The organism is Gammaproteobacteria bacterium, assembly GCA_021648145.1.
GTDB lineage: Bacteria > Pseudomonadota > Gammaproteobacteria > JAADGQ01 > JAADGQ01 > S141-38.
Map to the genome: position 1 here is coordinate 1 of JAKITI010000029.1, position 15568 is coordinate 15568.

General features: G+C 44.0%; 17 protein-coding genes and 2 pseudogenes. 3 read left to right on the top strand and 16 right to left on the bottom strand.

Going from position 1 to position 15568, the window contains the following annotated elements; translation table 11 throughout:
- The first annotated feature begins 124 nt into the window (after positions 1-124).
- From L3J70_12375 to L3J70_12385, 3 genes and pseudogenes are all read left to right on the top strand, one after another.
- Positions 125-634: pseudogene (locus L3J70_12375) on the top strand (ATP-binding protein).
- Complete coding sequence (locus L3J70_12380) at positions 631-1920, top strand: response regulator (protein ID MCF6237147.1); 1290 nt, start codon at positions 631-633, stop codon at positions 1918-1920. The pseudogene L3J70_12375 and the gene L3J70_12380 overlap by 4 nt, the downstream one beginning before the upstream one ends.
- Before the next feature lie 22 nt (positions 1921-1942).
- Complete coding sequence (locus L3J70_12385; GenBank protein MCF6237148.1) at positions 1943-2329, top strand: response regulator; 387 nt, start codon at positions 1943-1945, stop codon at positions 2327-2329.
- 26 nt (positions 2330-2355) lie between these two features.
- On the opposite strand, the gene L3J70_12390 is transcribed toward L3J70_12385, so the two are convergent.
- From L3J70_12390 to L3J70_12465, 16 genes and pseudogenes are all read right to left on the bottom strand, one after another.
- Positions 2356-2826 (bottom strand): NlpC/P60 family protein, encoded by a 471-nt coding sequence (locus L3J70_12390; GenBank protein MCF6237149.1) that lies wholly within the window; start codon positions 2824-2826, stop codon positions 2356-2358.
- 50 nt (positions 2827-2876) lie between these two features.
- Positions 2877-3554 (bottom strand): nicotinate-nucleotide adenylyltransferase, encoded by a 678-nt coding sequence (gene nadD, locus L3J70_12395; protein ID MCF6237150.1) that lies wholly within the window; start codon positions 3552-3554, stop codon positions 2877-2879.
- Entirely contained in the window at positions 3535-4794 is a 1260-nt protein-coding gene (locus tag L3J70_12400) for a glutamate-5-semialdehyde dehydrogenase (GenBank protein MCF6237151.1), read from the bottom strand. The genes nadD and L3J70_12400 overlap by 20 nt, the downstream gene beginning before the upstream one ends.
- Positions 4795-4914: 120 nt before the next feature.
- Positions 4915-5160 carry a DUF2281 domain-containing protein gene (locus L3J70_12405; GenBank protein ID MCF6237152.1) on the bottom strand — a complete coding sequence of 82 codons (246 nt, stop codon included), beginning with the start codon at positions 5158-5160 and terminating at the stop codon, positions 4915-4917.
- 207 nt (positions 5161-5367) lie between these two features.
- Positions 5368-6087 (bottom strand): N-6 DNA methylase, encoded by a 720-nt coding sequence (locus L3J70_12410; protein ID MCF6237153.1) that lies wholly within the window; start codon positions 6085-6087, stop codon positions 5368-5370.
- A gap of 16 nt (positions 6088-6103) precedes the next feature.
- Positions 6104-8521, bottom strand: coding sequence for a S8 family peptidase (locus L3J70_12415; protein MCF6237154.1), 2418 nt, complete (start codon positions 8519-8521; stop codon positions 6104-6106).
- Positions 8521-9522, bottom strand: a complete 1002-nt coding sequence (locus L3J70_12420) for an ATP-binding protein (GenBank protein ID MCF6237155.1) — start codon at positions 9520-9522, stop codon at positions 8521-8523. The genes L3J70_12415 and L3J70_12420 overlap by 1 nt, the downstream gene beginning before the upstream one ends.
- A gap of 1 nt (position 9523) precedes the next feature.
- Positions 9524-9658, bottom strand: a complete 135-nt coding sequence (locus L3J70_12425) for a hypothetical protein (GenBank protein ID MCF6237156.1) — start codon at positions 9656-9658, stop codon at positions 9524-9526.
- A gap of 44 nt (positions 9659-9702) precedes the next feature.
- The gene (locus L3J70_12430) at positions 9703-10110 is read right to left on the bottom strand and encodes a hypothetical protein (GenBank protein ID MCF6237157.1); all 408 of its coding nucleotides are present in this window, start codon (positions 10108-10110) and stop codon (positions 9703-9705) included.
- Between the two features lie 149 nt (positions 10111-10259).
- Positions 10260-11270 (bottom strand): DNA polymerase III subunit delta, encoded by a 1011-nt coding sequence (gene holA, locus L3J70_12435; protein MCF6237158.1) that lies wholly within the window; start codon positions 11268-11270, stop codon positions 10260-10262.
- Entirely contained in the window at positions 11267-12094 is an 828-nt protein-coding gene (gene cysQ, locus L3J70_12440) for a 3'(2'),5'-bisphosphate nucleotidase CysQ (protein ID MCF6237159.1), read from the bottom strand. The genes holA and cysQ overlap by 4 nt, the downstream gene beginning before the upstream one ends.
- Positions 12091-12636 carry an ADP compounds hydrolase NudE gene (nudE, locus tag L3J70_12445; protein MCF6237160.1) on the bottom strand — a complete coding sequence of 182 codons (546 nt, stop codon included), beginning with the start codon at positions 12634-12636 and terminating at the stop codon, positions 12091-12093. Before nudE ends, cysQ begins: the two co-directional genes overlap by 4 nt.
- Before the next feature lie 19 nt (positions 12637-12655).
- The gene (thiC, locus tag L3J70_12450; protein MCF6237161.1) at positions 12656-14530 is read right to left on the bottom strand and encodes a phosphomethylpyrimidine synthase ThiC; all 1875 of its coding nucleotides are present in this window, start codon (positions 14528-14530) and stop codon (positions 12656-12658) included.
- A 110-nt stretch (positions 14531-14640) separates the two neighbouring features.
- Positions 14641-14855: pseudogene (locus L3J70_12455) on the bottom strand (CopG family transcriptional regulator).
- Positions 14856-14980: 125 nt separating this feature from the next.
- The gene (locus L3J70_12460) at positions 14981-15436 is read right to left on the bottom strand and encodes a HipA domain-containing protein (protein ID MCF6237162.1); all 456 of its coding nucleotides are present in this window, start codon (positions 15434-15436) and stop codon (positions 14981-14983) included.
- A gap of 10 nt (positions 15437-15446) precedes the next feature.
- A partial coding sequence (locus tag L3J70_12465; GenBank protein ID MCF6237163.1) for a transposase occupies positions 15447-15568 on the bottom strand: 122 nt, incomplete at its 5' end.

The window sequence follows — 15568 nt, forward strand, 5'->3', positions numbered from 1 at the left end:
TTTTATAAACTGTATGACTACCGTAACGATACTCCATAACACAACACCCCCTCTGTGCTTAGTTACAGTATCGCAGATAAATCTGACCGCCTAAAGGCGGTGGTTTCAACCTTTATTAGGGACGAATCTGAAAGAGTTTTCCCACGTCGATGAAGCGGAGTGGCAGTGGGCTGACTTGCACCAAGGGCTGGACAGCACACTCAATATTGTACACAACGAGATTAAATATAAAGCCGAAATTAACAAAGAGTATGGTGATCTGCCACAAGTCGAGTGTCTCGCCTCGCAACTCAACCAGGTCTTTATGAATCTGCTGGTCAACGCCGCTCATGCGATCGAAAAACAGGGAACCATTACACTACGCACCGGCTGCGATGAGAACGAAGTGTGGGTGCAAATCAGTGACACTGGCAAGGGCATCCCCGAAAAAAATCTTAAACGCATCTTCGAACCTTTTTATACCACCAAACCCGTAGGAATCGGTACTGGGCTGGGTTTATCACTCTCCTACAGCATCATCAAAAAACATCACGGCCATATTGATGTCGTCAGTGAGGAAGGCAAAGGGACTCACTTTACTATTCATCTACCGATACAACACCCAGATAAAATAACAGAGGCCAACAAACAATGAATAAACAAGCAACACTACTGTTTGTTGACGACGAATCAAACATTCTATCTTCACTGAAACGCCTCTTTCGCCCACTGGGTTATCAAATTCACACCGCGACCAGTGGCGCAGAGGGGCTTGATCTACTCGCGCGGCAACCGGTCGATCTGATTGTTTCAGACATGCGTATGCCCGAAATGGACGGCGCTGAGTTTCTCGAAAAAGCGGCACAGCGGTGGCCTGATACGGTACGCATTCTACTGACGGGTTATTCCGACATCGGCTCCACGATTGCTGCGGTGAACAATGGCCACATCTACCGCTACGTCAGCAAACCGTGGGAGGAGCACGAACTCACTCTGGCGGTACAACAAGCCCTCAAACTTAAACACCTGGAAGATGAGAAGGCAAGGCTGGAAACACTTACCCATAGTCAAAATGAAGAGTTAACAGAACTCAATGCCACATTGGAAGAACGCGTGGTTGCTCGTACCGAAGAGGTACGTCAGACCATGGCTTTTCTCGAAGAGGCGCACAATTCACTCAAAAATCAATACACCACATCCGTCAAAATATTTGCCAACCTTATTGAGCTGCGCGAAAACACAACGCTGGAATCGGCAGGCCACAGTCGCCGCGTGGCCGAGCAAGCGAGGCAACTGGGCATATCCATGAAGTTGCCAGAAGATGAGCTGCAAGATCTGTTTTTCGCCGCCCTGCTCCATGATGTCGGAAAAATCGCCTTACCTGATGCTCTGCTTAAACGCCCTTACAATGAGATGAGCAGCGATGAGCGTAAAGAGTTTGAAAAGCATCCCGCGCTCGGTCAGGCTGCATTGATTGCTCTGGAACCATTGCACAACGCAGCGGATCTCATTCGTGCCCACCACGAACAGATCAATGGCAGCGGTTACCCCGACCAACTGCGTGGTGAGCAGATTCCATTGGGAGCGCGTATTCTGTCGATTGTTGATGATTACAATGCGCTGCTCACTGGTAATTTAACAGGGCATCGCCACGATCCTTTGGAAGCTTGTGAATTTTTGTTTAAAGAACGCAACCGTCGATATGATTCAGAAATTGTCGATCGCTTCATACAACTATTGGAAAAAGAGAAGCCTGAAACCTCAAGCGAGCGCTGCTTAAAGTCGAATACGCTGCAAGACAATATGATACTCACGCGCGATTTAGTCGATCACAACGGCGTTCTCTTACTCTCCAAAGGTCACCGTCTAAACGACAAACTGATCAACTGGAAAAAACATTGGGCTATGACCTTCTGTTCTACGTACACCTTGCTCCAGTAATAGAGTCATCCGGAGGCCAAATATGCAATATTCAATCTTAGTTGTTGACGATGAAGAAAATGTTCTAAAAGCACTTAAACGAGAATTAGAGAGTGCCAAGCAATACAATGTCACGGCACTCAAATCACCTGAAATCGCATTAATGAAAGCCAAGAGCATTAATTATGACATCGTCATAAGTGACTACAAAATGCCCAGGATGCACGGCTTAACTTTCATCAAACGCTTTATGCAACTGCAACCTGATGCGGCTGCTATCGTCATCACCGGCGATGCTAAAGGTGCAGTGCGCCACAGCAGATTCAATGACGATGAAATTCCTTTTCTGCTGCAAAAACCATGGCAACAATCAGAGCTGTTAGATATGATAGAGCAAGCCATTGAAGCAAAAATACTTCGTGTTCTATGAATTGAATTAATGATTTCAGATACTTTCTAAAAATAATCGTGAGGCCGGCGAGCAGTTTGATAAAACTGGTTCCAGTAACCAGTATCCAGCCTGGAGATAATGACCCCTTTGTTTGAGGCATGCATAAATTCACCACTCCCCAAATAAATTCCTACATGACGCGGATAAGAAGGGGGTGGAAGTTTAAAAAATACGAGGTCGCCTGCTTGTAAGTCCAAGCGTTTGATAAATACCCCGACTTTAATTAAAGTTTGTGTTGTACGAGGAATTTTAATTTGAAAAGTATTTTTATAAACCTGATGCACTAATCCTGAGCAATCCACACCATTAATGTCATTACCGCCAAATTTATGAGGGGTATTTTCCCAGCGTTTGTACTCTTCACGAATTCTGGTTTCAACGTTTGATTCTTTGTCATTAACTAAAGGCACTATCATACTACTATCACGCAGTGCTTGATTCGATGTACATCCTACTATAGAAAAAATCAGAACCAACAGGCTCACCCTATATCGCATATTAGTCAATAATTTTATGCATTGCTTGCTCAAAACTTCCTTAAGCCGCCTTCATATATTCCCTGCTCATTAATCACGGCCAATACTGAATCTGGCAATAAAAAACGTGGGCTTTTTCCTTTTTTTATCAGGTCACGTATTTTTGTAGCAGAAATATCCAATTGCGTCACTTCATGAAAAAAAATCAGACCGGCAAGTAAATGTGACAATGCTGCTGGTGAGTCAGCCTGCCGTGAATCCACCCATTCATTCAATGGGCTTTTTTCGATAAGCTTCCAGCCAGGGCGCGGCATCACAATAATGTGACATAGTTCAACAAGTTCTTGCCAACGATGCCATTGGGGCAAACCGATGAATGCATCAGAACCAATAATCAGACACAGTGGCGTTGAACACTGCTCACTACGCAGTGATGTGAGTGTATCAAACATGTATGAAAAACCATCACGCTTCAGTTCACGCTCATCAATGGTTAATTCACTTTGATTGCCCAGCGCAGCCTTCAACATCGTTAAACGCTGCTCTGGAGTTGCAATGGGCGCTTCACGGTGTGGCGGAACATGGCACGGAATCAGGCGCACTTCAGCCAACCCCAAGAACTGTTTCAGTTCCAGCGCTAAACGCAGGTGCCCAAAATGGACAGGATCAAACGTCCCACCAAAAATACCTATGGGCTTCTGAATACGCTTATTGACGGATATGACCATCACCCAGCACGACAAATTTTTGAGTGGTCAAACCTTCCAATCCAACAGGGCCACGCACATGTAATTTATCCGTGCTGATACCAATTTCAGCGCCTAGACCATATTCAAAACCATCTGCAAAACGTGTTGATGCATTCACCATTACTGAGCTGGAGTCCACCTCCCGTAAGAAGCGGCGAGCACGCGCATAGTCTTCCGTCAAAATAGCCTCGGTGTGTCCTGAGCTGTACTGGCTGATATGATCCATCGCTTCATCCAAATCGTCGACAATTCGAATCGACAAAATAGGTGCTAAATATTCAGTACTCCAATCTTCATCAGTGGCTGCAACAACGCCTTCAACCAATGCCCGTGTGGCAGCACAACCCCGTAATTCAACACCTTCTTCACGGTACAGACGGCATAATTCGGGTAAAACCTGCGGTGCAATGCCTTTGGCAACTAAAAGGGTTTCCGTGGTATTACACGTGCCATAACGCTGGGTTTTAGCATTAAATGCAACTGCAACCGCTTTTTCGATATCCGCTTTATCATCAATGTAAGTATGGCAAACACCATCCAGATGTTTAATCACAGGAACGGTGGCTTCAGCACTGACTCGCTTGATCAGCCCAACGCCGCCTCGTGGAATAATCACGTCGACATACTCTTTCATACGAATCAATAAACCGACCGCTTCACGATCCACCGTATCAATCAGACAGACCGCATCACTGGGCAAGCCTGCTTTTTCCAGCCCTTCTTTCACACACAATGCAATGGCTTGATTCGAATGAAACGCTTCAGAACCACCGCGCAAAATCGCAGCGTTGCCTGACTTCAGGCACAAGCCCGCAGCATCTGCCGTCACATTTGGACGAGACTCATAAATGATACCGATCACACCCAACGGCACGCGCATATGCCCCACTTGAATGCCGGAAGGGCGATAGTTCAGATCACTAATTCCACCCACTGGGTCAGGCAATGCTGCAATCTGCCGTAAGCCATCAGACATGGATTGAATGCGTGCAGCATTTAATTCCAGACGATCCAGCAAAGCAGCATCCAGACCATTCGCTTCGCCTGATTTCATATCTTTAGCATTGGCTTCAAGCAGCATGATTTGCTTGGCATTAATTAAATCAGCAATCGCCATCAATGCTGCATTTTTAGCGCTCACATCCGCTCGTGCCATTTGCCTCGATGCGCTACGCGCCCGCTCGCCCACAGCAATCATGTAATCATTTAAATTTATCATTTTAACTCTCGTTCAAAGCCGTTTTAACGGCCAATTGTAACAGTTCTTCATTAGAGTTTTCGTAACTTTTTAAGCATGGTTTGTCACCTGCTGCGCTGGTATTGCTGTCCAATAGCATGTTCATTCTCTCCCTGGTAACGGGCGATCTTTGCGAACATTTCTCTGCCATGCAACTGGATCTTTTATAGAGCTAAATGCCGTTCCTCGCTTTGCAACTCGCTCCATTAATCTAGCTAGTTTTGCACCGTTTGGCTCTTCATTATCCTGTTGTTTTTCAATTTTACGCGCTTGCTTTTGTTGTAAAAAATGGACAAAATCCAATACCTCTTCTTGTAATCTAGTCGGTAAATTTTCGCTCTCTTTCAATATTTGTTGTGTAAGAGTTTTAATTTATTAAGTAACTCATCCCCATTAGCAAAAGATTGATGCAGCATGCCCAGCAATTCAGCACTACTGGATTATTTTTCTTCTTCTGGCTGGTGCGGGTTTTTAATATCGAGGTTATAGCCATTGGTTTTTATGCCCACGTGCCCATGCTCACTCACTCGCTTTCCTGTTACTCCACCATTGGTTTCAAACTATCAAATTCCGCCCATTGTATGGGCTTGCATTCCCACCCCACCACGTTGTGTTGCGCTCGGCAACAGTGCTGGCGCTGGCTTTTAGGTGTTCCAGTGCGGCGGTGAGATAACCGCCCGTACCACAGGCAGGGTCTAGCACTTTTTCACCCACTTTGGGATCGGTCAACTCGACGAGTAGTTCGGTAATGGCACGGGGGGTATAAAACTCGCCCAGCGTGCCTGCACTTTGCAATTCACTTAAAAAGGTTTCGTAAATCTGCCCAAAAACATGCTTGTCTTTACTGTTGTTAAAATCAATCTCGTTTAGCTTATTAATTACCTGCCTAAGATGAATGCCTGACTTCATGTAGTTGTAATTGTTGGCAAAGACTTCATGCACCAATAAGGCACGACGACTAGCGGTTGTGCCGATTTTATAAACAGACAAGTCAAGATTGCCCAATGTTGGAAACAAAGTTTGATCAACAAAGGCAAGCAGTTCATCGCCCGTTATGCCTTCGTCATTACCTGCCCATTCATCCCAGTGCAATGCCTCGGGTATGGGTGAGGTGTAATCATCTTGTATCAGTTCCAACTCTTTGTCTTTATCACTGAATATTTTTAGAAACAGCATCCAGCCCAGTTGCAGAATACGCAGTTCATCACTGCCTGTTCCGGTGTCTTGACGCATGATTTTTCGGGCTGATTTTACGATGCCGCTGATGTTTGCCATGGGTTGTACTCCGCTATTATTTCACTCTGGCTCTAGCCTGAACATTTGCTTGCAACTCTGTATACAGATTAATTTCTTTTTCATGCTCAAACACAACTGAAATACAGTAATCCTGAACTCGGCGTTCATCATTTATCCATTTATTAACATTGAGTAATACCAAAGAAATGGGCGACTCAGGTCGGTGTTTAGGTTCTCTTTGGTACAATTTCCAGGCCTTTTGATGACAACCTGCTTTTCGGGTATTGCTACCAGGAAAAAAGTCTATTTCGTATTGCTTTAAGTCTTCTGGAACACTCTCTTGATCGGTGTTGTTTTCAATAACACCATATTTTTCAATCAACACTTGAGGATTCACTGAATGAAACAGATGAAATTCCATCCGATTACCCAAGTAACTATCACCCCGCGTTGCTCGTGTCTCTGGTGTGAATGTCAGCGTAACAATGATTTTTTTCTTTCCTAATTCGGTAAAAAACAGCTCAGGCAGTTGCAATGAATAAACTTTGAGCTGATTCATGGTGATTTGCCCCTCATCCCAAAGCACGGCTCTGTTATCAAAGGAATGAATCGCCCTGTCAAATTGACTTAAACCATAACCTGCGACTGAAAAGTGAGCTTGCTCTGCTTTTTTCTTGTTTGCTGTGCCGTAAAACTCTTTACTAGGCAAGAAAGGATAATCTGCTCCTGCCAACAGCATATTTTTAATAAAATTTGCTGATTTATCAGGGAACTGATTGGCAATTCTCCCAGCAAGGTGAGCCACTTTTGGGGCAGAAAAGCTACTACCCACATCAAACCGAATAATAGGATTGGTCACTTGCTTATTAAGGAGAGGCAGTTGCCCGCCTTTATCCACAACAATCCTGCCATACTGTTCTGACAAAATCATATTACCGCCATACTCAACCAATTCTGGTTTGATCATGCCGTTAATACCCAAACCTGTTCGCGTAAAAGGTGACGGTTGATGGGCTTGGGCAATAGCTGTTTTAATTTGTTCTACACCATAGCGTTCTTGCTCTATTTGCACATCAGGGGCAATAGAACCAATGGTCAATGCCAGAGCGGCAGTCGCTGGATTGATGAGATTAAATTCATCGTTATCAAGCAGGTATTTGGGGTAGTTCTCTATAAGATCAGCAATGGAGTTATCATCCTTCAAAGATGATTGATTGCCCGTTGAGACGATAAAAACCACATGGGGAAAAGTAAATGCCAGCTCATCAATCAAGGCGGCCAAGGGGAGCTGGCGACTATAATGTTTATGCCAAACTTCATGAGCATTACCCAAAGAAATATTCACTACTTTGATATGATATTCAGGGTTGGACAAAAAGCTTTCTATTGCATCCTTAAATTGATGCTCCAGTAATTTTTCAGGGTCATAAATCGCATTGACAGGTTTGCCATCTAAATCGTTTTCCGCATACATTACCTTGGCGGAAAACAGCCAGTTTGATGGGGTAAATTGTTTGTTCTTCAGTGCTTGCCCAATATCGCCATAAGCCGCACAGCCAGCAACGGCGGTTCCATGTCCCACCGTATCTTGTGTTTGCTGCTCACCCGTTTGAAAATTTTCTTCTCCCCCCACGCAGTTCTCCAACATGGGGTGATTACTGACAATGCCAGAATCAATGATCAAAATACCCATTGCATTATTATCGGGCGCAGAAAATTGTAATTCCTGAATATCGGGGGACATCATCTCAAAATGATTAAATTGCGCGATAGCAGGGCGATCTATACGAGAAATTTCTTTAAGCTGGATAATGTCATCGAATACCTGCTTGGTCAGTTTCACTCTAAGCAAAACAAATGATTTTGTGATCAATTGGTCAGAGATTTTAAATTGCGACAATTCAGGATAGCTTTCCTTTAGTTGCGCAATAAAGTCTGTATTTTTTTGCGGATCATCCATTTTCCACAACTCAATATCCATAAACTCCGCTGAATCACTGAGTGGCTGTCCCTTGAGCTGCTCTCCAATTTTTTCTTCAACAGGAATATCGCCAAAAGATTCAATCGCGTGAAAAAAGTCATAGTTAGCCCCACCCTCTGAACCATAGGTTTTTAACTTATCTTTGAATTTTTTCAGATTTTGATCATCACTAAAAACAACCCAAATCCCTTTTTTCCCCTCCGCAACCGATAAAACATGAATATCCATACCCGCTAATATTTGCTCAAAAGCATCGACAGCAAGGCTTTGATCAATATTGATTGTAAAAATCAACTTAGAATCAATGTTTGGGAATCTTGCTTTTAAATCAGCACACGTTTGGCTTAATTGCTCGCTTTTTTGCTGTGCTTGCTGTGAAAATTGACTTTTATTTCTACCCTCAGGCATTTTAAAGCCACCACCGCCACCGCGTTTTTGTCGTTCAATATTCGCCTTGAATAAGGGCAACTTCAAGTGCTCGTATTTTTCCATTACACGCCACCCTGTTTCACTTGTTCACGATGGACAAATTGCACAATAGCGGATTCTAAATCATCAGCACTTAAACGATCCCGATGGTCAATAATGGCAGATTTCAACGCCTCAATCGCAATCATTTTTATATCCGCAGGCGACAATTCTTTGCTCTGTTTGGCAGCATGCTTTAAGTCCAGATTTTTATCTCTTTTTAGTGGTTTTAAATAGAGTTCAAACAATTTTAACCTTGTTGCTTCATCGGGCAATTCATAATCAATAACCGCGTCAAAGCGCCGCCAAATCGCGGTATCTAAAATATTTTGATGATTGGTTGCCGCAAATAAAATGCTATCGCCTTTGATATTGTCTAGCATTTGCAAGAAGTTATTCACCACCCGTTTGATTTCGCCATGCTCGTGATGGTCATCCCGATTTTTACCGATAATATCAAACTCATCAAACAGCACAATCCAGGTGCCATTTTCAATAAAATCAAATACCTTGCGTAGATTGCCTGCTGTTTCGCCCAAGTAGGAGGAGATAATGGCATCAAAGCGAATGTAAACCACAGGGATATTCAGTACCGAACTAATGGCTTGCACCGAAAAGGTTTTACCTGTGCCGGGTTTGCCGCACAATAATATTTTCTTTTTATGTTCAAGGTTATAGCTGGCGAGTACATCTGCATCCTTAAATTCCAGCATAATGCGTTCAAGCTGTTTTTTTGTCCGCTTAGATAACAGCAATGCATCAAAATCCAGATCAAAATGTTGAATTTCCAGCAGTGGAAAACCTTTTTCGGTGTCTCTGGGAATAGGTGAACTGGTTTTGAAACGTTTTTGTTTGCCGCCACTGACAGCAGTTTGATACAAGGCTTTTTCCAGGTCTTTCGCCACTATCGTGTGTTTTTTGCGTTTTTCACGCTCGATATAGGCTCTGGCGGCTTGCATAAACGCATCGTCGTCTTTGTTGTTAAATGACAAAAAAAGTTGTTTTATTAATTCGGAATTCGTCATATTAAGCGGCCTTCCTATAAATTTCTTGTTCTAGTTCGGTGAGTGCTTTTAGATACTGTTTTTTACTACCAAAAAGTTTGACTATTTCCAGCGGTGAGCCGAATTGATCCAGCGGATTGACTTGCAGTATTTTCATATTTTCATATTTTCATATTTTCATATTTTCATATTTTCATATTTTCATATTTTCATATTTTCAATGTTTTCGATGCCTTCGTCGGCGTATTTATCCAGCAGAGCTTCCAGTACCTTGCGTGCCTGTTCGCCATACTTGGTGAAGTAATCGCGTTTTTTGACATTGTTTACTCTTTCGGCTCGGGTGAGTGGTGGCTGGTCAAAGGCGGTGTGGCAAATGAGGTCAAAAATATCCATTTCTTTATTGATGGCTTCCTTGAGGTTTTCAAACACAATACCCTGCTCGGTTAGCTCTTCAATAATGGCTTGTTTTTTATCGGCCTTATTCCATTTATTTAAAAATTCGTCTAATGATTGGTACTGTTCTCTTACTTTTTGTTTGGTGTAATCTTTGAGGCTGCCCGTAATCAATTTCCCGTTGCCGCCCATGTATTGAATACGCTCATTAAGCACTGAGACATTAACGCCGTTGACGTAGTATTTTGCTCTGGGTTCGGCCACAACATCGCCACCCGTTATGATTTCAGGATACTCACTACTGGGTGGGTCAAAAGTAATCTCCTCTCCATCTTCCCCTGTAATAACTTCATCGATCTATCCGTTTAAGGCTCGCTCAAAGCAGTCTTAACAGCCAATTGTAACAGTGCTTCCCAGGCATCACCGGCAACTACCCCTTTTATCGTACGGTCAACACGCCCTGCCTGACATAACAGTTGTTGCCACACGTCTACATTATGTCGCGTCAAGGCTTTCTTTATCAGGGGTTTTCGGCTATCCCAAACTTGGTGTTTTCTGAAAATTTGCTCTAGGTTCTCACCATTTTTCCGTGCCAATGCCATGCGTGACAGCTCACGTATTTCACGCGTTAATGCCCACAGTGCCAATACAATTTCGACACCTTCGCTACGTAAACCATTGGTGATATGAGTTGTTCGACCCACATCACCGCTTAAAGCCGCATCGACCAAACCGTAAATATCATAACGTGCGCTATCAACCACAGAGTCACGCACGGCATCCGCATCAACTTTCCCTGCACCGTTTAACAGACGTAACTTTTCAATCTCTTGAACACAAGCAAGCAAATTGCCTTCAACACGTTCCGCCAGAAGTGTCACTGCATCGCGTGTGGGTTGTAAATCAACCCTCTTCATTCGTTGATTGATCCAGCCTGGCAGTTGCTGTGGTTTAATCGGCCAGATTTGAACCGTCACACCCTGTTGATCCAGCGCTTTAAACCACTTGGACTGTTGTGATCGCGCATCAATTTTGCCACTTACAATCAACAAAATACTATCCGATTGATCATAGCTCAGGTATTCAAGCAGTGCTTTCGATCCCACATCTTGCGGTTTGCCACTTGGTAGACGTAACTCAATCAAGCGTTTCTCGGAAAACAGCGACATGCTTGCCCCTGCTTCACGTAACACATTCCAGTCAAAACCAGGTTCAACCGTAAAAACATTACGCTCATCAAAACCTTGCTTTCGCACAAAACCTCGAATGACATCACTGGCTTCGCTCACAAGTAATGTTTCATCGCCATGCACCAGATAAACAGGTGCAAGACGCTGTTTTAGATTAGCGGCAAGTTGCTCAGGCCTGACTTTCACTGAGGTAAAATATCTGGTAGGTAAGCACGCCAGTCCACACTGCGATCACCAAACACCAGAAAGTCCGGGTTCAATAAAGAGTCTTTTGTATTGTAACGTAAAGGTTGCATCTGCAAGTCTGTGACTGAACCACCCGCCTCTTCCACAATACATTGAGCCGCCGCCGTATCCCACTCTCCTGTTGGGCCAAAACGTGCGTAGATATCCGCACCACCTTCGGCCACCAGGCACGACTTCAATGAACTGCCTATAATCAACAGTTGATAGGGGCGATCAAGATTTGCAGTAAATTTCTGGAAAGCCTTGCTTTTATAGCCACGATTTCCAGCCACGGTAATACAGCGTTCACTGAATGGCCTTGATTGAATACGCTGGTTTTTATTTTCATGAACACGCCATTTAAAAGCGCCACACCCTTTGGCCGCTGAATAAAATATTTGCGTCACAGGCACCCAGATCACACCGAGCACCGCTTCGCCATTCAGAATCAATGCAATATTCACCGTAAACTCACTGTTTCGTTTTACAAATTGACGTGTGCCATCCAAAGGGTCAACCAACCAATAACAAGACCAGTGACGACGTTCCTCATAAGAAAAAATGTCACCTTCTTCTGACAAAACAGGGATGCCGGGGGTCAATATGGAAAGGCCTGAAACAATACACTCATGTGCAGCAATATCCGCCTCAGTCACTGGCGTTGAATCTGCTTTCTCTGAAACAGTAAAACCTTCATTGTAAATTTTCAGTATGGCATCGCCGGCATCCTGTGCAATCTGCCGTACTGGGGGCAAAAACTGCTGAAAATCGGCCAGCTCCTTCATCGGCTCAAGAGTCGCTCTCTCACCATGAACAGCGCCGCAATGCTGCGTGCTTCGGTGCACTCTTCATGCAACAGTAACTCGCTTAACTGATCCAGACGCCAAGGCATCACCTCGATCTCTTCAGGCTCATCACCTTCACATTTTTTAGGGTAAAGATCTTCCGCCAATACGATATGTGTTATGTGATCCATGTAGCTTGGAGAAACAGTCAGTGAAGAGATCAAAGTCAGGTTTTTTGCACCATAACCGACCTCCTCCATCATCTCTCGATCCGCAGCGAGCAAGATATCTTCATCCGTCTCAATTTTACCTTTGGGCAGCGCCAGTTCGTAACGATGAACGCCTGCGGCATACTCACGCGTCAACAACACCGTTTCAGTATCAAGCAACGGTACAATCAAAACCGCGCCATTGCCTGAACTTCTCATGCGTTCATATGAAACCTCAACGCCATTAGAAAATTTCAGATCCAATTGTTCAACCTGAAAAATTCGGGTTTCCGCAATGACCTTTGCATTAAGGATTTGAGGTTTTTGAGACATGACTTATGGGTTTTTCCAGTTATGCCCTGCGATAAATTTTGCCACCTTCGGCATTAAATTTATCTGCCATTTCTGACATTCCAATTTTGGTTGCATCAACCACATTTGTCTCTTTTTCTGCTGCAAAGTCACGAACTTCCTGACTGATCTTCATAGAGCAAAAACGTGGACCACACATTGAGCAAAAATGAGCCACTTTGGCAGACTCTTTCGGTAACGTTTTATCGTGATATTCACGCGCCCGTGCTGGATCCAATCCTAAATTAAACTGATCTTCCCAGCGGAATTCAAAACGTGCTTTAGAAAGCGCATTATCACGTATCTGTGCACCTGGGTGACCTTTGGCTAAATCCGCCGCATGCGCTGCAATTTTGTAGGTAATGATTCCTTCACGAACATCTTCACGATCAGGCAAACCTAAATGCTCTTTAGGAGTGACATAACAGAGCATGGCACAGCCGAACCAACCAATCATTGCCGCTCCAATGCCTGATGTAATATGATCATAGCCAGGCGCAATATCTGTGGTCAGCGGCCCTAATGTATAAAATGGCGCTTCATCACAGACTTCAAGCTGCTTCTCCATATTGACTTTGATCATGTGCATTGGAACATGCCCTGGGCCTTCGATCATGGTTTGAATGTCATGTTTCCAGGCAATTTTGGTCAACTCACCTAATGTTTCAAGTTCGGCAAACTGCGCTTCATCATTGGCATCCGCAATTGAACCTGGACGAAAGCCATCACCTAATGAAAACGAAATATCATACGCTTTCATGATTTCACAAATATCTTCGAAATGAGTATAGAGAAAGCTCTCTTTATGGTGAGATAGGCACCATTTAGCCATAATCGCTCCACCACGAGAAACGATGCCAGTGGTGCGTTTTGCTGTCAGCGGCACATGTGCCAAGCGCACACCGGCATGAATGGTGAAATAATCAACACCTTGCTCGGCTTGCTCAATCAACGTATCGCGAAATATCTCCCATGTCAGGTTTTCAGCAATGCCATCAACTTTTTCCAGTGCTTGATAGATTGGTACGGTTCCGATCGGAGCAGGGCTATTGCGAATAATCCACTCGCGAGTTTCATGAATATGTTTACCGGTCGAGAGATCCATGACGGTATCGCCCCCCCAACGCAAACCCCAGACCATTTTGTCAACCTCTTCTTCAACCGAAGAACCCAGTGCAGAATTTCCGAGATTACAGTTAATTTTCACCAGAAAGTTACGACCAATAATCATTGGCTCTAATTCGGGATGATTGATATTGGCAGGGATAATCGCGCGCCCACGCGCAATTTCGTCTCGAACAAATTCAGGGGTAATAGTTTCTGGAATCGCCGCGCCAAATGACTCACCGGCATGCTGATCAAGCTCACCGTTTTTGCGAGCTTCGTCTAACTTCAGACTTTCCCGAATGGCCACATATTCCATTTCAGGCGTAATAATTCCCTGACGCGCATAGTGCATCTGAGAGACATTTTTACCTTTTAGTGCACGGCGTGGTTTGCGAACCTCAGGAAAACGCATTTGCTCCGTTTCACTGTCATTCGCACGTTCAACCGTGTACTTAGAAGAGAATTCAGAAAGACGTTCCGTATCACCACGCTCATCAACCCAAGTGTGGCGAATATCTGGCAAGCCTTTTGATAGATCAAGCTGAGCATTGCTATCACCATAAAGCCCTGAAGTATCGTAAACCATTACGGGTGGGTTTTTCTCAACCCCGCCTTTGGTCTGCGTATCGCCGAGTTGAATTTCGCGCATCGGCACTTGTATGTCAGACCGGCTCCCTTCAACATAAATTTTCGATGAGCCTGGGCTTGAAATTCCTGTTGATTGCATTGACATTCGCTGCTCTAAAATCTCTTTATGGGTCACACTCATATTTTTCAAATACTCATCAAAATTAAAATCGGGTTAAGAGCGGTTAATAAAACACCTGTTTTCCGTGGTTCATTAAAATAGAAAAGTCTCTCAAGCAATCCATCAGACTATTAAATCGCTGGATTGTTTGCAAGTAACTTAGGAGCGGGAAATGGCTTGTTCGTATCCAGACTATCCGCCCATACTGAACTGACTGATGATCAATAACATCACCATTATCCACATCAATCATCGCTTCAAGCGTCAAACGATGCAGCTCCTCTTCTTGGTCAACCCATGCTGCCAGCGGCAAAGGAACATACGCCGTCATGACTCTAGCTTCCATAACAAGCCTTATAAATCACTGTTAACCAAGTCTAATCATAGTTAATCAAATCAACTGGTGCAAGGCAAAAAAATCAGGCATCGACTGATACTATCCTGACCTATAAAAAATGGTAACAATTGCCCCTAAACCGCATCAAAGCTCATCACTGCTTTTTTACTACGCTGTTCAATAACGCTTTGTATTTCACGAGTCACACCTACTTCACCAAAGTCTTGTTCAAATTGCCCTGCTAATTTTGGTGCCTGCTGCGCTAAGTTCACACTCATTTTTTCCAACACCTGCCTGACCCACTTAAAACTCACTCCAACCTCTTCTGAAAATTTCTGCCAACTGCGAGCAATAATCCATTGGTATTGATCTTCACCGCCTATTTTTATCGCAGGCTTATCGGTTAAATCTGGGTAAATCGCCGTACTCATTAAATCGTAGAATGGAGCCAGCTTGGGGCCTTGCGGTGTTAACAGCAATGAAACATTCTTGCCATGAGCATCCGCATTTCCAATAAGATAGTTAAATACAGCCCAGTTTAGCAACTGGTTCAGGTCGATCACTGGCTGAATGCTCTGCTCTCTGATCAATTTAAAGGGTCTATGCCAGATCGAGTGGAGAGGAGAATTTCAGTTTTCCACATAAAAAGTAGATCATATTAATGAAGTTTTCAATATTTCGATAGCCTCTAGCCCTCCTTTTGGCTGCCTGAATCTTGCTGT

Bases quoted from the DNA above. Each gene is read 5' to 3' on its own strand.
- nudE (MCF6237160.1), bottom strand. From the start codon at position 12,636: ATGTCTCAAAAACCTCAAATCCTTAATGCAAAGGTCATTGCGGAAACC.
- L3J70_12400 (MCF6237151.1), bottom strand. From the start codon at position 4,794: ATGATAAATTTAAATGATTACATGATTGCTGTGGGCGAGCGGGCGCGT.
- cysQ (MCF6237159.1), bottom strand. From the start codon at position 12,094: ATGAAGGAGCTGGCCGATTTTCAGCAGTTTTTGCCCCCAGTACGGCAG.
- L3J70_12380 (MCF6237147.1), top strand. From the start codon at position 631: ATGAATAAACAAGCAACACTACTGTTTGTTGACGACGAATCAAACATT.
- L3J70_12425 (MCF6237156.1), bottom strand. From the start codon at position 9,658: ATGAAAATACTGCAAGTCAATCCGCTGGATCAATTCGGCTCACCGCTG.
- L3J70_12410 (MCF6237153.1), bottom strand. From the start codon at position 6,087: ATGGCAAACATCAGCGGCATCGTAAAATCAGCCCGAAAAATCATGCGT.
- L3J70_12420 (MCF6237155.1), bottom strand. From the start codon at position 9,522: ATGACGAATTCCGAATTAATAAAACAACTTTTTTTGTCATTTAACAAC.
- L3J70_12415 (MCF6237154.1), bottom strand. From the start codon at position 8,521: ATGGAAAAATACGAGCACTTGAAGTTGCCCTTATTCAAGGCGAATATT.
- nadD (MCF6237150.1), bottom strand. From the start codon at position 3,554: ATGGTCATATCCGTCAATAAGCGTATTCAGAAGCCCATAGGTATTTTT.
- thiC (MCF6237161.1), bottom strand. From the start codon at position 14,530: ATGAGTGTGACCCATAAAGAGATTTTAGAGCAGCGAATGTCAATGCAA.
- L3J70_12385 (MCF6237148.1), top strand. From the start codon at position 1,943: ATGCAATATTCAATCTTAGTTGTTGACGATGAAGAAAATGTTCTAAAA.